The sequence below is a fragment of the Thioalkalivibrio sp. ALE21 genome (assembly GCF_003208255.1).
Taxonomy (GTDB): Bacteria; Pseudomonadota; Gammaproteobacteria; order Ectothiorhodospirales; family Ectothiorhodospiraceae; genus Thioalkalivibrio; species Thioalkalivibrio halophilus.
The window spans coordinates 103,084-120,692 of record NZ_QKMA01000002.1 but is presented as its reverse complement, the minus strand read 5'-3'; the positions used below and the strand labels follow the sequence as shown (position 1 = coordinate 120,692).

The following is a 17,609-nucleotide window of genomic DNA, read 5'->3' as shown; positions in this document are numbered from 1 at the left end:
AACCGAGTTGCAGAGGTTATCACGAACCCCGCACAAACCGACACGAATCCCTGCCCGCAGCGGGGCGGGGCCCCCCGGCCCGTCGGCCCCTCACCCTTCGGGCACGGCCTGGTCCAGCGGTACCGGCTCATCCGGCCCCGAGTCCCCACCGATGATATCGGTCGACCCCCCGCCCGGATCGGCGTCGTCATCGTCCATAAGCAGCACGTCCACCCGCCGGTTGCGGGCGCGGCTTTCGGCATCCACGTTCGGGCGCAGCGGGCGGGTATCCGCATGGCCGGTCGCACGCATGCGGGCCGGCTCCACCCCGGTGCCCTCCATCACGTGCACCACCGAGACCGCCCGCGCGGTGGACAGGTCCCAGTTGGAGCGGAAACGTTCGCTGCGGATCGGCAGATCGTCGGTATGCCCGGCAATCACGATCTGGCCCGGGGTCTCGGCCAGCACCTCGGCCACCCGTTCCAGCACCGGCACGAAGTCCACGTTCAGATCCTTCTCCCCGATCTCGAAGGCGGCCTGCTCCTCGAAGCGCAGCAGGATACCGGCGTCGTCTTCCGCCATGTCGATCAGCCCCTGCTCGAGCTCATCCTGCAGGGCCTCGCGCAGGGCCTCGGTGATCTCGTCCTGCTCGCGGTATTCCGGTTCGGGTTCCGGCTCCTCGACGGTGCGCGGCTCCGGCGAGCGGCCTTCGAGGTCGATAACGGTCGGCTCCGGAATGGCGGGTACTTCCTCCTCCACCTCGGTGGAACCCAGCACCTCGCGCAGCGAATCGGCCATCTGCTCGTACTTCTCCGCATCGATGGTGGAAAAGGCGTAAAGCATCACGAAGAACACCACCAGCACCGCCATCAGATCGGCGAAGGTGGTCATCCAGCGCGGTGCGCCACCCTCGCCTTTCTTGCTCCTGCGCACGGCCATCTACGAAGACGAACCCTGAGGCTGCCCCTCGGCCTGTCCCTGCTTTTCGAGCTCCTCGGCCGCCTTCTCGCGCTGCTTGCTGGGCAGGTACGGGAGCAGCATCTCCTCGATCATGCGCGAATTGAAGCCCTGGTGGATGCAGTTGACGGCATCCACGATCAGGCTCCGAGTGATGTGCTCGGAGCGCGCCCGCATCTCCAGATTGTCCGCGATGGGCAGGGCCACAAGCTGCGCGAAGATCGCGCCGTAAAGGGTTGTCAGAAGGGCCACGGCCATGCCGGGGCCGACCGCTTCGGGGCTCTCCAGGTTGCCCAGCATCTGCACCAGCCCCACCAGCGTTCCGATCATGCCGAAAGCCGGCGCCTGCTCGCCGATGGACCGGAACACCTTCTGTCCGGTCTCGTGACGCTCCAGCGACAGCTCCAGATCCTCGCGCAGCACGTGCTGGATACGCTCGGGCTCGAAGCCGTCCACCGACAGCTGCAGGGCCTTGGCGTAGAACGCGTTGGGGGTCTCCTCGTCCTCCAGTGCCAGCAGCCCCTTCTTGCGCGCGACCTGCGCCAGTTCCTTGGTGCGCTCGATCAGCGCACGCGGGTCATCCTCCTGGTGATAGAGAGTCTTCACCGCCACGCGGAACGAGCTCATCACGTGGCGGAAGGGGAACTTGATGAACGTAGCGGCCATGGTGCCGCCGACCACGATCAGCACCGCCGGCAGGTGCCAGAAATCCGCCGCCTGACCGCTCAGGACAATGGCGCCGAAGATCACGCCCAAGCCCAGCACCACGCCGAAAAGGGTTGCCTTGTCCAAGTGGGACTCCGCAGAAAAAGACCTGGATTGAATGGCGTCATCCTAATATATGCGCTCGAGCCGTGCGCGGCCGCACGGGTCGCAGCTGTGTCACAATCGCGCCATGAGCAGCCACCCCTACGACGCCCTGACCCCCGAATGCATCCTGGATGCGGTGGAATCCACCGGCCTGCGCTGCGACGGGCGGCTGCTGGAGCTCAATTCCTTCGAGAACCGGGTCTACCAGATCGGCACCGAGGGGGACGACGGCCGTTCGATCCCGGTGATCGGCAAGTTCTACCGCCCCGGGCGCTGGTCGGATGCCGCCATTTGCGAGGAGCACGCATTCGCCCTCGAGCTGACGGCGGCGGAGATCCCGGTGGTTGCCCCCCTGCCCGATGCCGGCGGCGAGACCTTCCACGAACACGCCGGCTTCCGCTTCGCGCTGTATCCGCAGCGCGGGGGCCGCAGTCCCGATCTGGAACAGCCCGAGGTGCTGGAACGCATCGGACGCTTCATCGGCCGCATCCACACCGTCGGCGCCGCCGCCCCGTTCCTGCATCGCGAGGCCATGGACCTTACCGGTCTGGCCACCGCGGCCCGCGAGGATGTCCTGTCCGGCGAGCATCTGCCGCCGGAGCTGGTATCGGTCTATCGCGACCTCAGTGCCGATCTGATCGAGCGTCTGCGGGACTTCGAGCCGATACTGGGCGAAGTCCCGGCGATCCGCCTGCACGGCGACACCCATCGCGGCAACCTGCTGTGGACCGACGCCGGGCCGCATTTCGTCGACCTCGACGACGCCCGCACCGGGCCGGCGGTCCAGGATCTGTGGATGTTCCTGTCCGGCGATACGCCGACCATGACCGGACAGCTGCTGGACCTGCTGGAGGGCTACGAGGACTTCCGGCCGTTCGACCGCCGCGAGCTGGCCCTGATCGCACCCCTGCGCGCGCTGCGGATTCTGCGCCATGCAGCCTGGCTGGCACGCCGCGCCGACGACCCGGCCTTCGTCCAGGGCTTCCCGGTGTTCTACACCCCGCGTTTCTGGGAGGAGCACATCCTCACGCTGCGCGAACAGCGCGCCGCCCTCGACGAGCCGCCCCTGGCACTGCCCTGAGCCGGGCCGCTTTCCGGCTCGGCCGCGTTCGCCGGGTCAGTAGCGCGCGGGGATGTACTTGCCGGTCAGCAGCGGCCCACGGGCATCCTGGTCGTTGGCCCAGACGCGCGGCTCCAGCACCGGCTTTTCCGGCGGGTGATCGCTGTAGGGGATATTCTCGAGGATATCCGCGATGCAGTTGAGCCGCGCGTGGCGCTTGATGTCCGCATCCACCATGCGCCAGGGGGCATGCGCGGTATCGGTATGGCGCAGCATGTCGTCCTTGGCCTTCGAGAACTCGTGCCACAGCTCCCGGGACTTCAGATCCATGGGCGAGAGCTTCCAGCGCTTGACGGGGTCCTCCACCCGCGCCTGAAAGCGGCGTTCCTGCTCCTGCTCGCTGACCGAGAACCAGTACTTGTACAGCTCGATGCCGTCTTCCACCAGCAGCCGCTCGAACGTCGGACAGGCATCGAGAAAGCGCTGCACCTCTTCTTCCGAGGCGAAGCCCATCACCCGTTCGACCCCGGCCCGGTTGTACCAGGAACGGTCGAACAGCACGATCTCGCCCGCCGTGGGCAGATGCGCGGCATAACGCTGGAAATACCACTGCCCGCGTTCGTGGTCCGAGGGTTTCCCCAGCGCGACGGTGCGCACGATGCGCGGGTTGCTCTTCTCCATGATGCGCTTGATCACCCCGCCCTTGCCGGCCGCGTCGCGGCCCTCGAACAGGATCACCACGCGGCGGCCTTCGGCCTTCACGCAGCGCTGCAACTTGACCAGCTCCACCTGCAGCCGCCGCAGCTCGCGTTCATAGACCTTGCGCCGCAACACGCCTTCCTTGTTGTAGTCCTCGGCATCAAAGCGCCGCAGGCGTTCCCCGTCCGCCATCTGCTATCTCCGGCCATCGCAAACCCTGAGTATGACAGCCCGTGCGGGGCGCGGGCATCCACTCGGGACCGTGACCATGCATTGCAAGCCCGCGCCGAGTCGGGCAGGGTCGAACCACGCAACGGAAGGAACCGAATCATGGCCGACATCGCCTCCTGGGCCGGGGCCCTCGATCCCTGGCAGATCTGGCTGCTCGCCGCCCTGCTGATCCTGATCATCGACCTCGCCATCCTCGGCGGGCTGATGTCGGGCGGTGGCGGCATCACCCTTGTACTGGCCGGCGGCGCCCTCGGTGCCATGGTGGCCGCGGCCTTCGGTGCCGAACTGGCCGGCCAGCTCAGCGCCGGCGTGGTCGGCATGATCCTGGCCGGCGCCCTGGCGTTCTGGGTCGGCCGCCGCTGGGCCGGCCGCCCGCAGCAGGGGCCGCCGGATGATCCCCGGGTGCGCGACGAGATCCTGCACCTCGAACCCTACAATGGAGGGCTCGGCGTGCGCGTGCTGGGCGATGCCTACCCCGCCCGTCCCGAGGATCCGCAGCAGACCCTGCAGGAAGGCGACCCCGTGCGCATCCAGCGTTTCCAGGGCATCACCGCCGTGGTCCGGCCGGCCGGCGACGACCCCGGCACCCACTCCAGCCACACCAACGAAGGGAATCCCGCATGAATACGCTCATCACCCTCATCGCCATCGCCGTCCTCGTGGCGGTCTTCCTCAGCATGGGGATCACCATGATCCCGCAGCGCCGCGCCCAGGTGATCGAACGCCTCGGCAAGTACCACCGCACCCTGGAGCCGGGCCTGAACCTGATCATCCCGTTCATCGACCGTCCCCGGGCGATCACGATCCTCACCTTCAAGAACGACCAGCCGGTGGTGAGGACCGAGGACAAGATCGACATGCGCGAGGTCGTGCTCGACTTCCCCAGCCAGTCGGTCATCACTCAGGACAACGTCGGCGTACAGATCGACGGCGTGCTCTACTACCAGATCATGGACCCGCAGGCCGCGGTCTACGGCACCGAGAACCTGGTGCTGGCGATCCAGACCCTCGCCCAGACCTCGCTGCGCTCCGAGATCGGCACCATGGAGCTGGACAAGATCTTCGAGTCGCGCCAGGAGATCAACGCGCGCCTGCAGACGGTGATGGACGAGGCCGGCAACAAATGGGGCCTGAAGGTGAACCGCGTGGAGATCCGCGATATCGACACCCCGCAGGAGATCCGCGAGGCGATGAACCAGCAGATGGTCGCCGAGCGCAACCGCCGCGCCACGGTGCGCGAGGCCGAGGGCTACAAGGAAGCCGAGATCCAGAAGGCCGAGGGTGACAAGCAGGCGGAGATCGCCAAGGCCGAGGGCCAGAAACAGGCCGCCATCCTGGTGGCCCAGGGCGAGAAGGAGGCCATCCAGAACGTGATGGCCGCCCTCGAGGGCAAGGCCGACGACCCGATGGCCGGCGTGCAGTACCTGATCGCGCAGCGCTACATCGAGATGCTGCCCGAACTGGCCAAACAGGGCGACCGCGTGTTCGTGCCGATGGAAGGCACCGCCCTGCTGGGATCACTGGGCGGCATGCGCGACCTGTTCGGTGCCGGAGCGATGTCCAGTGTCGACAGCCCGGCCGCACCGGTGACCGGCTCCCCGACGCAGGGCAGCTGACGCCGCGCGCCACGGCACGCCCATGGCGGCCGGCCCCGGAAACGGACCGGCCGCCGCAGCCTTCCCTCAGTGCGGTTCGTGGTGGCGAGCCGCCAGGATGGCCGCCGCCACATCGCCGGGTTCGATGCCCGGGGCATCCAGCCCCACTCCGGACATGGCCGTGGCCACCGCATCCTGCAGCACCGGCTCTTCCAGCGGGATCCCCTGCAGGGCCTCCGCGACCCGGTCCATGCCGTCTTCGGGGAACACCGTGAAGTCGCCGGACAGCAGGAGATCGGCGATCTCGTCGTCCTTTTCCATCAGCTGCGCGCGGATCAGCCCGCCGGCCGCCTTGTGCGCGCCCTCGGTCAGGTGGGTGCCCGCGGCGATCTTGACCCCCATCTCGACGAACTTGCGGCCCTTGCGATAGGTCCATTCGGGATCCGCCAGGGCCTGCACCTGTTCGTCAATGGCGGCGGCCTCCTCGGCCGTCGGTTCGCTCAGCTCGACGTCCACGTCCAGCTCCTCGCCGACCCGCTTGAGGAAGGCGTCGCGCACCGTCTCGCGCGGCGGCTTCTCGCCCAGCTCGCGGGTCAGCGTGGTGATGTAGTCCTCCATGCCGGCACGCAGCTTGTCGCGGAACTTCTCCGACGGCACCTTCAGGCACTGCGCCATGGTCGCGGTGTCGAAATCGAACATGAAACTGCCGACCATCACGGTGGCATCGCCGATGCTGGCAGCACCCGTCCCCCCGATCTTGCGCCCGTCCACGTGGATATCGTTCACCGGCCGGAAGGTCGCATTGACGCCCAGATCCTGATACGTGTGGATCACCGGATCGATGAATTTCTGATAGATCTGCGAGACGATGCGCGGCGCCTTCGCGCTCGGATAGATGAAGTGGAAGAACATCTGGTCCCGATCCAGATACACCGCGCCGCCACCCACATGCCGGCGCACGATGGGGAGGTTCTGTTCCTCGCAGTACTCCTCGTCCACCTCCAGGGCGATCTCCTGATGCAGCCCCACGCAGACGTAGGGATCATCGGGGTTCACCAGGGTCAGGACCGGATCGTCGTCCGGCCCCATCGCCTCGGCCACGCCGTGGTACACGGCCTGGGAGCGCAGTGCGGGCTGCTGCCCGAAATCGATCACGCGCAAACGCATCTTCCTTCCTCTGATCGAGCGGGGCCGCGGCCCCGGTATCCATGACGGCTCCGGTCGCGGGCCGGATCAGAACTCAGCGTACCAGACCACCCCGAAGCTGCGGCCGGGGGCGAGGATCTCCTGCGCGCCACGCGCCGGGTCGATCTGGTCTTCCCGCTGCCCGGTCACGTGCTCGCGGTAGGCCTTGTCGGCGATGTTGTTCACCTGGAAGGTCAGCTCGTTGTGGCGCAGCAGACCGGACGGCTGGAAACGATAGCCCACCAGCAGATCCCCGGTCGCGAAGCCGGAGGTCTCGCGTTCGGTATTATCGGTGAAGCGGTCCGCCGTGCGATCCTGGCGCGCTACCGCGCGCAGCCGGCCTTCCCACTGCCAGCCCTGCTCCACCGAGCGGCGCAGCGCGATGCTGGCCTCCGGCGGCGGCATCTCCGCCAGCGGCTCGTCGAACCGGCTGTCGCGGTTCTCGCCGCGGATCCAGGTGCCGGTGAATTCGCCGGTCACGTGTTCGGTGAACGGGCGCCGGACCTGCAGCTCGACCCCGCGGATGCGCGCCTCGTCCAGGTTGACCGTCTGGCGCTGGCCGGCCTCCGGCACCACACCGCCGATGTAGTCGCGGATCCGGCTCTCGTAGGCAGAGACCATGTAGCTGAAGCCCTGCAGATGGCCTCGCGCCCCGACCTCCAGGGTCCGATTACGCTCGGGATCCAGCTGCGGATCGGCCTGCCAGAAGTTGCCGTCGCTGTAGGGGTAGGTCAGGAACCGTTCGATCAGGCTGGCCGAACGGTAGCCTTCGGACAGACTGACATAGGGATTGACCTCCTCGCGCAGGTCCCAGTTGAAGCCGGCGGACCAGCTCAGGTTGTGATCCACCTGCTGCAGGTCCCCGTCAGCACCGAAAACGGCATCCGCATCCCCTTCCACGCGGTCGTAGCGCACTCCGAGGTTCAGGGTTCCGGCATCGAGGAAGGTCTCGTGCTGCACGAACACGCCCTGCGAATCGATCTGTCCGTCGTCGATCAGATCCATGAACAGCGCGTCATCGTCATTCGGCCGGAAATCCTGGTTCACGTTACCGATATAGGAATCCGGACTGGCCCGCAGACGCCAGTACTCGGCGCCGACCAGCAGGATCTGGTTGTCGGTCGGGAACAGCTCGGTCTGGATGCGCGCCCCGTCGGTGGTGAAATCAGTGTCCGAGACGCGGTAGTCCCGCCCCAGCGCATGGCTCCAGTCGTAGTTGCCGCGCGAGAGCTCCTGACGGTACACCGAGGCCTCGACGCGAGGCGCCCAGGCCCCGCCAAAATCGCCCTGGTAGGTCGCCTCCAGCAGATCCCGGGTCTGCGTCGGCGTGTAATGGGTATTCAGCCCCTGAGGCGGCGCCTGCATCCGCAGAGCCGCTTCATCCGGATCATTGGGATCAAGGTTGGCCGGATCCATGGGGTTGAACGTCCGCGACGCCAGATACCACACGTCCTCGCGCTCGTCGCGCTGGGCACGGAAACCAAGTTCGTGATCCGGCGTCAGGCGGGTGCGATAGCGCAGGTGATAGGCCTCCTGGCGGGTACCGCTGTCGTCCAGGCGGTCACCGTCGCCCATGCGGTAGTCACCGGTATCCAGATAGGCGGTGGAGAAGTCCAGCACGTGGCGTTCGTTGGAGGCGGTCACCCCCAGCGCGGTGCGCAGCCCGCGATCCACCGAGCTGTACCCCAGGCGACTCCAGGCGTTCATCTCCTCTTCTTCCGTGAAATCGCCGCTGCGGGTGATGATGTTGATCACCCCGCCCATCGCGCCGGAACCGTAGAGCACCGAACTCGGGCCGCGCACGATCTCGATGCGTTCGATCAGGTCCATGTTCACGTAGGAGGCGAGCGAGCCGCGCGCCGGCGGCTGCATCGCGTTGACCCGCACGCCGTCCACCAGCACCAGCACCTGGTCACGTTTGAGCCCGCGGATGATCGGGTCCTGCCCCACCGAACCGTCCACCGCGGTGGCCAGGCCCGCCTCGCCGCGCAGCAGGTCGCCCACGCCCACCCCCGGGCGGTTGCGGATCTCGTCACGGTCGATGACCGTGACCGATGCCGGCGTATCCTCGATCAGCGTCTCGTAGCCGGTGGCCGTCACCGATACCGGTGCCAGCTCCACGGCCTCGTCCTGGGCCAGGGCCGCGCCCGGCAGGGCCAGCAGCGTGGCCAGCGTCGTCTTCCCGATGGTACGTTGCGTCATGGTGATCTCCCCCGTTCCGAAGCCGCGCAATTTAGGCACCTGACGGCCGGGCCGCAAACCGATCCCCACAGCTCACATGGACTTCATCAGGAGACATTGATGTACTGCAATCGGCTGTACCCGGAAGTCGGCCCGGCGAGGGGCCGATGAAGACCCGTCCGGTACTGGGCTGGCGCGAGTGGGTGGGGCTGCCGGAACTGGGGCTCGACTGGATCAAGTGCAAGGTCGACACCGGCGCGCGCAGCTCGGCGCTGCACGCCTTCGCGATTGAAACCTTCGAACGTGACGGATGCGAGTGGGTCCGCTTCGGCATGCATCCGCGCCAGCACGACAGCACGACCGAGACCTGGTGCGAAGCCCCGGTGCTGGACGTACGCCCGGTCACCGACTCCGGCGGCCACCAGAGCGACCGCTACTTCATCCGTACGCCCGTGCGCATTGGCGATTCGCTGCTGCCGGTGGATTTGTCCCTGACGGCTCGCGATACCATGCTGTTTCGCATGCTGCTCGGGCGCGAGGCGATGCGGGGCCGGTTCCTGGTCGACCCCGGCGCATCCTTCGCCCTGGGGAAACCTCCGGAGCGACCCGACATCCTGCAGCAGGACCACGACGACGAACCCGCAACCAGCCCCCGGGAAACCCCATGAAAATCGGCATTCTGTCGCGCAACGCCAAGCTCTACTCCACCCGCCGCCTGGTCGAGGCCGCCCAGGAACGCGAGCACGAAGTACGGGTGGTGGACCCGTTGCGCTGCTACATGAACATCACGGCGCACAAGCCGCAGATCCATTACAAGGGCGACATCCTCGACGAGTTCAACGCGGTTATTCCGCGCATCGGGGCCTCGATCACGTTCTACGGCACGGCGGTGCTGCGGCAGTTCGAGATGATGAACGTCTATCCGCTGAACGAATCGGTGGGCATCTCGCGCTCGCGCGACAAGCTGCGCAGCCTGCAGCTGCTGTCGCGCCGCGGCATCGGCCTGCCCGTCACCGGGTTCGCCCACTCCCCGGACGACATCGACGACCTGCTGGCCACGGTCGGGGGCGCGCCCTGCGTGATCAAACTGCTGGAGGGCACCCAGGGGCTGGGCGTGGTGCTGGCCGAGACCAAGCAGGCGGCCGAGAGCGTGATTCAGGCCTTCATGGGGCTCAAGCAGCACATCCTGGTGCAGGAATACATCAAGGAGGCGAAAGGCGCGGATATCCGCTGCTTCGTGATCGGCGACAAGGTTGTCGCGTCGATGAAGCGACAGGCGAAGGAAGGCGAGTTCCGCTCCAATCTGCATCGTGGCGGGAGCGCGGCACTTTGCCGCATCACGCCGGAGGAGCGGGCCACCGCCGTACGCGCGGCCAAGGTCATGGGTCTTAACGTCTGCGGCGTCGACCTGCTGCGCTCCAATCACGGCGCGGTCGTCATGGAGGTCAATTCGTCTCCGGGCCTGGAGGGCATCGAGGCTGCCTCCGGCAAGGACGTGGCCGGCATGATCATCGACTTCATCCAGAAGAACGGCAAGCCCAATCGCACCAAGACCAAGGGGCGCGGCTGAATGGCCGGATTGCCCCGGGCGCGACGCAACCGACCGGTCACGCTGGGCGACACCACCGTCCAGCCCGGTGAACGCCGCACGGTCGAACTGCAGGTCGGCAGCCTGTACACCGACGCCCCGGCGCACATGCCGGTGCAGGTAGTCTGCGGGCGCCAGAAGGGGCCGGTGCTGTTTGTCAGCGCCGCTATCCACGGTGACGAGATCAACGGCGTGGAGATCATCCGTCGGCTGCTCAAGGCCCCCGCCCTGCGGCGCATGAAGGGCACCCTGCTGGCCGTGCCGGTGGTCAACATGCACGGCTTCATCAACCAGAGCCGCTACCTGCCCGACCGGCGCGACCTCAACCGGCTGTTCCCGGGCTCGCGCAAGGGCTCACTGGGGGCCCGGGTCGCACGCCTGTTCATGCGCGAGATCGTGCACAACAGCACCCACGGCATCGACCTGCACACCGGGTCGATCCATCGTTCCAACCTGCCACAGATCCGCGCCAACCTGGACCACCGCGAGACCCGCGAGATGGCGCAGGCCTTCGGCGCACCGGTCATCCTCAACTCGGCCCTGCGCGACGGCTCCCTGCGCGAGGCCGCCGCCGAGCGGCAGGTCCCCATCCTGCTGTACGAGGCCGGCGAAGCCCTGCGCTTCGACGAACTCTCCATCCGCGGCGGGGTACACGGAATCATCGAGGTGATGCGCTACCTGGGCATGCTGCCGGCGCCGCCCCGCCAGCGGAGACGCAAGGAACCGGTGATGGCGCGTTCCGCCAGCTGGGTGCGGGCCCCGGAGAGCGGCATCCTGCGGATCTTCGTGCGCGAAGGGGACCGCGTAACCCGCGACCAGACCCTGCTGGCGATCGTCTCCGACCCGTTCGGCGAACGCGAGACCGAAATCCGCGCCCCGGTATCGGGGATCGTGATCGGCCAGCTGCGCCTGCCCCTGGTGAACGAAGGCGACGCGGTCTTCCACATCGCCCAGTTCCACCGCACCGACATCGCGGTGGAACGCCTGGAAACCTTCCAGGAAGACCTCGAAGCCCCTGGCTACCCGTATACCGACGGCGGCACCGACCGCAGTGAAGGGCCGTAACCGCCCCGGGGTTACGGCTCCCCGGGACGGACCTCTCCGCTGCCCGGGTCAGGAAGCCAGGGAACGCTCCAGCTCGGCGAACGTCTGGGCCGGCCCCTCGGGCGAGACCTCCACGCCCAGCTGACGCCCGACCTGGGTCGCCGAGAACAGGCCGCACACCGCCTCGCCGCCGCCATCCAGGGACGTCACAACCAGGGCATGCTGGCGACCGGATTTCTTCAGGGTCTCGACCACGTCGCCGACCCGCGAGTGTTCGACCTTGTCAAGATTGATGGCCTCCAGTTCGCTGACCTTGCTCATCACGTGTTTTACTTGCACCGCGTCACGCGGGATCCCTTCGTCCTGTGCGGCCTTCACCGGCCGCTCGCCCATGATGTCGCGCGCGGTCACCACACCCTTCACCGAATCCCGGCCGTCCACCACCAGCAACAGACGCACTCCTGCATGGATCATCCGCTGGAGGGCCTCGTCGGCTTGCATCTCCGCGGTAGCGGTCACCGCCGGCACCTTGCGCAGGTCGGTCATCGCGCGGTCAGCCGGTGATTCCGGCGTCACCCGTGGCGCCAGCACGCCATCGCAACGCAGCACGGTGGCATCCGCCGACAGCGGACGAGTCTGGATGGGGGCAAAACTCTTGTTCATGAACCGCTCCTTGACGTGGTTGGCTTGCCTTCACGTTTCCGCTGCGTGAAGATCATGCCCCTGGAGTGTAGTCAGAAATCCGCAGTTCGAGTTGCGCCGCAAAAAGACGCTGCCCCCCGCCGCGGCGGCTTGCGTTCTCGGGATTGTTGCGAAACACTTCACAGGAACGCCATTCGCACACCCGCCAGGGAAAGATCCACCGGTGCCACTCCCGTCTCTGCCATTCCCGTTCACCGAGCGCACGAACCGGCCAGGCAGCAACAACACCCGGGCATTGCCGTCGGCGGCGCGGTCCTGACGTTGTTCGACCTATCCGTCATCGCCACGCCCCTCTTCTTCGGCCTGGTTCTGGGCGTGCTGATCGGCGCCGTGGCGATCACGGCATTCGCCTGGTGGGCCCGGCGCCAGACACGTGAGGGCAGCCCGCTGGCCCGGCTCGCGCATTGCCTGAGCGAACAGCAGACGCTGGAAGGCCGTCTGCACGAGTTCCGCGCCCTGCTGGAAACCAGCGAAGACCAGTGTGCCATCGCGGACGCCGACTACCGCTATATCTGGGCCAATCGCGCATACCGTGAGCATTTCGGCCGTGGCGACGAGGAGTTCACCGGGCATTCGCTGCCCGAGATCCTGGGTGCGGAATGCTTCGAGCAAACGGTGAGGCCGCACCTGGATCGCTGCCTGGCCGGCGAGGCCGTTCGCTACGAGACCGAACACACCTCGGGCGATGGCCGGCGCCGCCAGCTGAGGGTGGACTACTATCCGCTCGAATCCTCTCGCGGCCAGGGACCGCGGGCGGGTGCGGTCATCACCGACGTCACCGGACTGCGTGCGGCCGAGGCGGAGCTGCAACGCCAGGCCGACCTGATCGAGATGGCCGGCCGAATCACGCGCGTGGGCAGGTGGTCGGTGTTTCTTGACGACGGACGGGTTATTTGGTCCCCGGTGGTCGCCGAGATCCACGCCCTGCCTGTGCGTTACGCCCCGCCAGTCGAGGAGGGGATCAACTTCTACGCCCCCGAGTCGCGCGACCGGATCCGCGCCCTCTTCAACGACTGCATCGAACGGGGCATCCCCTACGACGAGGAACTGGCCCTCATCGACGCCGAAGGTCAGCGCAAATGGGTGCGTGCCCTGGGCGAGCCGATACGGAATACGGACGGGCACATCGTGGGCGCACAGGGAGCGTTCCAGGACCTGACCCGGCACCGCGAACGCGAGCACCAGATACGACGCTTCCGCCACATCATCGAGCAGAGCCCCGCGGCGGTAGCCGTGACCGACCTGCAGGGCCGCATCGAATACGTGAACCCCGCCTTTGAACGGGTCTCGGGCTATTCCGCCGAGGAGCTGGAGGGCCAAACGCCGGCCCGCATCCGTAGCGGCAACACGCCGGACGAGCTCTATCGTGACCTGTGGACCACCATCACCGCCGGGGAGACCTGGACCGGAGAGATCCAGAACCGACACAAGGACGGGACACTGTTCTGGGAGCAGGAGATCATTTCTCCGCTCAAGGACGAACAGGGCCGGACCATCAACTATGTGGCGATCAAGCAGGACATCACCTCGCTGAAACAGGCCCAGGAGCAATTGCGGCGGATCGCCTACGAGGACGCCCTGACCGGACTGCTGTCACGTCCGGGCTTCGCGCGGGCGCTGCAGCAGCGGATCGACGGGGGACACTGGCACCCCGCCGGCCTCCTCGTAATTACCGACATCCACGCGCTGCGAGACATCAACGAGGCCTACGGCTACCAGGCCGGTGACTGGCTGCTGAGGGAATTCGGCCGACGCCTGGAGGGACAGGCGGGCGAACGGGGCCTGGTGGGCCGGCTGGGCGGCGACGAGTTCACCCTGTTCCTGCCGGAGCCCCGCGAGCCACTGGAACTCGACCTGAGCGAACTCCAGGATGCGCTGACCGCGCCCTTCACGATCCACGGAACGGAGTTCGAGATCTCGATCCGTATGGGATACACCCGGATGGGCACGCAGCAGCGCACGGCCGAGGTTCTGCTGCACGAGGCGGAACTCGCCCAGTTCCGTAACCGGGCGGAGTCGTCGGAACCATGGTCGGCGTTCACTACCCGTCTGTTCGAGGAGACCCAGCAGCGCATCGACCTCACGCGCGAACTGCGCCAGGCCCTGAACGAAGACCAGCTCGAATTGCATTTCCAGCCCAAGGTCGACCTGGCCAGCGGCCAGCTGGTGGCCTGCGAGGCGCTGTTGCGCTGGAATCATCCCGAGCGCGGCCTGCTGCCGCCCGACCTGTTCATCGCCGTGGCCGAACAGAGTCAGCTGATCACCGCAGTGGGCGACTGGGCACTCGAACGGGCCTGCCGGCATCTGCGCGAATGGCGCGATGCCGGCCTGGATCCGGTCCGTGTGGCGGTGAACGTGTCGCTGACCCAGTTCCAGGTCGGCAACTTCGCGCGGCGGGTGCGGAGCACCCTTGAAGAATCAGGCGTAGCCCCCGGGGAACTGGCGCTGGAGATCACCGAGGGCGTGTTCATCCAGCAGTCCACCGCACTGCAGCGACAGATCCGCATGCTGCACGAGATGGGCGTGCGCCTGGCGCTGGACGACTTCGGCACCGGCTACTCCTCGCTGCTCTATCTCAAGCAGTATCCCTTCGACGAGATCAAGATCGACCAGGGCTTTGTGTTCCATTTGCTGGAGGAACCCTTCCATCGTAACATCGTGGAGACCGTGCTGGCCCTGGCGCGGGCGATGGATGCGGAAGTCATCGCCGAAGGCATCGAATCCGCCCGGGTCGGGGAGGCCCTGCTGGAGATGGGCTGTCGCTTCGGTCAGGGCTACTATTACAGCATGCCGCTGGAGGCAGAGGACTTTCGGTGGTTACTGGAACAGCGAAGCCGCCTGCCGCTGGCCGGCACCCATCCGCCATCGACCTGAGCAACGGGAGCCGCACGCATGAACCCATCCCAAACCGGCCTGCAAAAACGCGAAACCGGCATCGCCGGGCTGGACAGCGCCACCCGGGGGGGCCTGCCGTCCGGCCAGGCCACACTCGTCCTCGGCGAGGCCGCCGCCGGCAAGACGGTCCTCTGCGTGCAGATTCTGGCGCGGGCGGTGGAACGCGGTGAAGGCGGAGTATTCGTCACCTTCGAGGAGTCGCCGGCGCAGGTTCGCCGCGACGCCGCCTCGTTCGACTGGGGTGCCGGGCTGCTGGACTCCGACCGCTGGCAGCTGATTGATGCACGCCCGCATCCGGAGGCCGAGGGGGCCGGCGAGTTCGACATCGAGGGCCTGCTGAGCGCAGTCACCGCCGCGGCGGGCAGCGTTGCAAGCTGGGTGATCTTCGACGGTATCGACCAGCTGCTGCAGCACCAGCCGAACCGGCATGCCGCGATCGAACAGATCCGGCGTATCAACGACCACTGCGAGACCCATGACCGAGCGGTGCTGCTCACTGGCAAGGCCCGGGCGGACAGCCCCGCACCGGACCGGCTGGAAGGCATCGAGTTCCTGCTGTCATCGAGCCTGCTGCTGTCCGCCCACGTGCTCCATCAGAAGCTCAACCGCTCGCTGCGCATCACCAAATACCGAGGCAGCGCCCATGTCACCGACGAGATGCCGATGCTGATCGACGACCAGGGCATCCAGCTCCCCTACCACGAGGCCCCGCCGGTCGGCCGGGTGGCCGCCAGCAGCGAACGTCTGAGCACCGGCATCCCGCGGCTGGACAGCCTGCTTGGTGGCGGCATCCATCGCGGTTCGAGCGCACTGGTCTCCGGCCGCCCGGGGACCGCCAAGAGCACCCTGGCCGGCAGCTTCGCGGAAGCCCGGGCGCGGGAGGGCGAACGCGTGCTGTACATCAGCTTCGACGAGCTGGAAGCCGCCTATGTCCGCAACCTGGCATCGGTGGGCATCGACCTGGCCACCCCGATCGCCCGTGGGGCCGTCCGTTTTCAGGATTTTTCCGCCTACACCTCCAGCGTCACCGAACACTTCCTCGCTATACGTCGCCTGATCAACGGCTTCGCCCCCGACTGTCTGGTCATCGATCCGCTCTCCGCCCTTCTCAAGGCCACTGCCACCGAGGGTGCCCATCTGGCGACCGAACAGCTGGTCGATCTGGCCCGGCGACGCGGCATCACGACCATCCTCACCGCATTGAGCGGTGTCGAGGATCCGGAGGGCGAGGCCACGCTGGGCGATGTCTCCACGCTGGCCGATACCTGGATCGTCGTCGGCTACAACGAGCGCGGGGGCGAGCGCAACCGGTCATTATCGGTCGTGAAATCTCGCGGTTCGGCCCACTCCAATCAGCAGCGCGAACTGATCCTCTCCGACAGCGGGCTGGACCTCGCCGATGTTTACGAATCCGGTTCCGAGGTGCTGATGGGCACGGCGCGCGCGATGAAGGAGCGCGAGGACCGGGAACACCAGCGCCAGCGGCAGCTGGAGCGCGAACGCCGGCGTCTGGACCTGGAACAGCGCATTCTGCAGACCGAGGAGGAACGGCAACGGCTGGAGGCCGAACGCGAGCACCTGGATCAGACCAGCGGCGAGACCGACCAGCTGGAACACAACTATCGCGTGGATATGCGCCGCCGCCGGGACCCGGATCACGACCCGGGGTCCGTCGGCGACGACCTGGTTGCCGACGAAGGAACACATCGATGAACAACGAGACCCGGGACTGCGGCGAAGCCTCCATCCCCGTGCTGACACTGTTCGTAACCGGATCGGCACCCCGCTCTCAGCGCGCGCGCGCCAATCTCGCCCGAATGCTCGAGCAGCTCGGTCGTGCCGACCTGCGTCCCCGCGAGGTGGATTTGCTGGAGCAGCCCCTCCAGGGAATCACTCAGTCCGTGTTCGCTACCCCCTCGCTGCTGAAGACCGACACGAACGGCGAGGTCTCCGTGCTCTACGGAGACTTAGCCGAGGAGGAACAGCTGCGACGGTTCCTGGCGGAACTGGAAACCGACACGTAAACCGAAAATGGCGTCCCCGGCAGGATTCGAACCTGCGACCTACCCCTTAGGAGGGGGTTGCTCTGTCCAGCTGAGCTACGGAGACGCGGGCGGGAAACCGGATTATACGCGTGGCAGACCGCATGTCGAAAACGCCGTCCTGTTCGCCTGCAAGCAGGCTCCCACCGTTCTGCTCGCATCGGGTGCAATTCAGATTAGCGTGGCGGCACGGGGTGGCGCCCCGCGCGCCGGCGAACTAATGTACGGTCATGGAGAAGCTGAACTCGGAGCAAACCGGCCGCCTGATCGACCTGCTCTGTCCGCTGGTCGGACTGCGTGGCGAGGTCGACGGCAAAGTGGTCGAACTGGTCGACATCCTTGACGAGGGTCCCGGCGGCCAGCCCGGGATCGCGCTGATGGAGGCCGGGGTCGATCGCAGCATTCAGACCAACCAGTACGGCGATCCGCTGTCGCGCCACTCGCGGGTGCGCACCCTGCCGGTGATGAGCGAGGTGGAGCCGGACCTGCATCCGGTGCTGCGCGCGCTGATCCCGGAGGACGTGCTGCGGCGCTGTCGCGAGGAACTGAGCGGCGATTGATTCCCGGCGTGGCGGTATCCTCACCGTTGCGTCCCCGCCTGAACCGCTCCCGCCTGATTCGTCCCGCGTGCCGGAACGCCC

The 17,609-nt window shown here is 66.9% G+C and carries 16 protein-coding genes and 1 tRNA gene; 10 read left to right on the top strand and 7 right to left on the bottom strand.

The features are described 5' to 3' along the window. Positions 1-90: 90 nt before the first annotated feature. Together D893_RS02225 and D893_RS02220 are read right to left on the bottom strand one after the other, a co-directional pair. Positions 91-918 carry a flagellar motor protein MotB gene (locus tag D893_RS02225; RefSeq protein WP_110619056.1) on the bottom strand — a complete coding sequence of 276 codons (828 nt, stop codon included), beginning with the start codon at positions 916-918 and terminating at the stop codon, positions 91-93. Then, entirely contained in the window at positions 919-1,728 is an 810-nt protein-coding gene (locus D893_RS02220; protein WP_110619055.1) for a MotA/TolQ/ExbB proton channel family protein, read from the bottom strand. 103 nt (positions 1,729-1,831) lie between these two features. Between D893_RS02220 and D893_RS02215 the strand changes: the two genes are divergently transcribed. Next, complete coding sequence (locus D893_RS02215; RefSeq protein ID WP_210434074.1) at positions 1,832-2,827, top strand: serine/threonine protein kinase; 996 nt, start codon at positions 1,832-1,834, stop codon at positions 2,825-2,827. Between the two features lie 36 nt (positions 2,828-2,863). Here D893_RS02215 and ppk2 read toward each other — a convergent pair whose 3' ends face one another. Continuing rightward, positions 2,864-3,697, bottom strand: a complete 834-nt coding sequence (gene ppk2 / locus D893_RS02210; protein WP_024329747.1) for a polyphosphate kinase 2 — start codon at positions 3,695-3,697, stop codon at positions 2,864-2,866. 138 nt (positions 3,698-3,835) lie between these two features. Between ppk2 and D893_RS02205 the strand changes: the two genes are divergently transcribed. Continuing rightward, positions 3,836-4,360 carry an NfeD family protein gene (locus D893_RS02205; protein WP_019021978.1) on the top strand — a complete coding sequence of 175 codons (525 nt, stop codon included), beginning with the start codon at positions 3,836-3,838 and terminating at the stop codon, positions 4,358-4,360. Then, entirely contained in the window at positions 4,357-5,352 is a 996-nt protein-coding gene (locus tag D893_RS02200; RefSeq protein WP_019021977.1) for an SPFH domain-containing protein, read from the top strand. The genes D893_RS02205 and D893_RS02200 overlap by 4 nt, the downstream gene beginning before the upstream one ends. A 66-nt stretch (positions 5,353-5,418) precedes the next feature. Here D893_RS02200 and D893_RS02195 read toward each other — a convergent pair whose 3' ends face one another. After that, positions 5,419-6,498, bottom strand: coding sequence for a lipoate--protein ligase family protein (locus D893_RS02195; RefSeq protein WP_077243741.1), 1,080 nt, complete (start codon positions 6,496-6,498; stop codon positions 5,419-5,421). A 66-nt stretch (positions 6,499-6,564) separates the two neighbouring features. Beyond that, positions 6,565-8,718, bottom strand: a complete 2,154-nt coding sequence (locus D893_RS02190) for a TonB-dependent receptor (protein ID WP_210434073.1) — start codon at positions 8,716-8,718, stop codon at positions 6,565-6,567. Between the two features lie 146 nt (positions 8,719-8,864). Here D893_RS02190 and D893_RS02185 point away from each other — a divergent pair, with 146 nt between their 5' ends. The 3 genes from D893_RS02185 to D893_RS02175 are packed head-to-tail and all read left to right on the top strand — an operon-like array spanning position 8,865 to position 11,350. Further along, a complete protein-coding gene (locus D893_RS02185) occupies positions 8,865-9,365 on the top strand; it encodes an ATP-dependent zinc protease (protein WP_110619052.1) in 501 nt (166 codons plus the stop codon). Next, on the top strand, positions 9,362-10,267 hold the full coding sequence (gene rimK / locus D893_RS02180) for a 30S ribosomal protein S6--L-glutamate ligase (RefSeq protein ID WP_018946102.1): 906 nt from the start codon (positions 9,362-9,364) through the stop codon (positions 10,265-10,267). Before D893_RS02185 ends, rimK begins: the two co-directional genes overlap by 4 nt. Next, a complete protein-coding gene (locus D893_RS02175; protein ID WP_110619051.1) occupies positions 10,268-11,350 on the top strand; it encodes a succinylglutamate desuccinylase/aspartoacylase family protein in 1,083 nt (360 codons plus the stop codon). A gap of 48 nt (positions 11,351-11,398) precedes the next feature. Here D893_RS02175 and D893_RS02170 read toward each other — a convergent pair whose 3' ends face one another. Beyond that, positions 11,399-11,992 (bottom strand): CBS domain-containing protein, encoded by a 594-nt coding sequence (locus tag D893_RS02170; RefSeq protein WP_018946104.1) that lies wholly within the window; start codon positions 11,990-11,992, stop codon positions 11,399-11,401. A gap of 447 nt (positions 11,993-12,439) precedes the next feature. Between D893_RS02170 and D893_RS02165 the strand changes: the two genes are divergently transcribed. The 3 genes from D893_RS02165 to D893_RS02155 are packed head-to-tail and all read left to right on the top strand — an operon-like array spanning position 12,440 to position 16,950. Beyond that, a complete protein-coding gene (locus D893_RS02165; protein WP_110619122.1) occupies positions 12,440-14,905 on the top strand; it encodes a GGDEF domain-containing phosphodiesterase in 2,466 nt (821 codons plus the stop codon). An 18-nt stretch (positions 14,906-14,923) separates the two neighbouring features. Then, positions 14,924-16,639 carry an ATPase domain-containing protein gene (locus D893_RS02160; RefSeq protein WP_110619050.1) on the top strand — a complete coding sequence of 572 codons (1,716 nt, stop codon included), beginning with the start codon at positions 14,924-14,926 and terminating at the stop codon, positions 16,637-16,639. Next, positions 16,636-16,950 carry a circadian clock KaiB family protein gene (locus D893_RS02155; RefSeq protein ID WP_018946107.1) on the top strand — a complete coding sequence of 105 codons (315 nt, stop codon included), beginning with the start codon at positions 16,636-16,638 and terminating at the stop codon, positions 16,948-16,950. Before D893_RS02160 ends, D893_RS02155 begins: the two co-directional genes overlap by 4 nt. A gap of 8 nt (positions 16,951-16,958) precedes the next feature. Here D893_RS02155 and D893_RS02150 read toward each other — a convergent pair. After that, positions 16,959-17,035, bottom strand: a tRNA-Arg gene (locus D893_RS02150). Between the two features lie 163 nt (positions 17,036-17,198). Between D893_RS02150 and D893_RS02145 the strand changes: the two genes are divergently transcribed. Beyond that, on the top strand, positions 17,199-17,528 hold the full coding sequence (locus D893_RS02145; protein ID WP_018946108.1) for a hypothetical protein: 330 nt from the start codon (positions 17,199-17,201) through the stop codon (positions 17,526-17,528). The last annotated feature ends 81 nt before the right edge of the window (positions 17,529-17,609 follow it).

Excerpts from the sequence above, each read along its gene's own strand:
- D893_RS02225 (WP_110619056.1), bottom strand. The coding sequence starts at position 918 with ATGGCCGTGCGCAGGAGCAAGAAAGGCGAGGGTGGCGCACCGCGCTGG.
- D893_RS02215 (WP_210434074.1), top strand. The coding sequence starts at position 1,832 with ATGAGCAGCCACCCCTACGACGCCCTGACCCCCGAATGCATCCTGGAT.
- ppk2 (WP_024329747.1), bottom strand. The coding sequence starts at position 3,697 with ATGGCGGACGGGGAACGCCTGCGGCGCTTTGATGCCGAGGACTACAAC.
- D893_RS02205 (WP_019021978.1), top strand. The coding sequence starts at position 3,836 with ATGGCCGACATCGCCTCCTGGGCCGGGGCCCTCGATCCCTGGCAGATC.
- D893_RS02200 (WP_019021977.1), top strand. The coding sequence starts at position 4,357 with ATGAATACGCTCATCACCCTCATCGCCATCGCCGTCCTCGTGGCGGTC.
- D893_RS02195 (WP_077243741.1), bottom strand. The coding sequence starts at position 6,498 with ATGCGTTTGCGCGTGATCGATTTCGGGCAGCAGCCCGCACTGCGCTCC.
- D893_RS02190 (WP_210434073.1), bottom strand. The coding sequence starts at position 8,718 with ATGACGCAACGTACCATCGGGAAGACGACGCTGGCCACGCTGCTGGCC.
- D893_RS02185 (WP_110619052.1), top strand. The coding sequence starts at position 8,865 with ATGAAGACCCGTCCGGTACTGGGCTGGCGCGAGTGGGTGGGGCTGCCG.
- rimK (WP_018946102.1), top strand. The coding sequence starts at position 9,362 with ATGAAAATCGGCATTCTGTCGCGCAACGCCAAGCTCTACTCCACCCGC.
- D893_RS02175 (WP_110619051.1), top strand. The coding sequence starts at position 10,268 with ATGGCCGGATTGCCCCGGGCGCGACGCAACCGACCGGTCACGCTGGGC.
- D893_RS02170 (WP_018946104.1), bottom strand. The coding sequence starts at position 11,992 with ATGAACAAGAGTTTTGCCCCCATCCAGACTCGTCCGCTGTCGGCGGAT.
- D893_RS02160 (WP_110619050.1), top strand. The coding sequence starts at position 14,924 with ATGAACCCATCCCAAACCGGCCTGCAAAAACGCGAAACCGGCATCGCC.
- D893_RS02155 (WP_018946107.1), top strand. The coding sequence starts at position 16,636 with ATGAACAACGAGACCCGGGACTGCGGCGAAGCCTCCATCCCCGTGCTG.
- D893_RS02145 (WP_018946108.1), top strand. The coding sequence starts at position 17,199 with ATGGAGAAGCTGAACTCGGAGCAAACCGGCCGCCTGATCGACCTGCTC.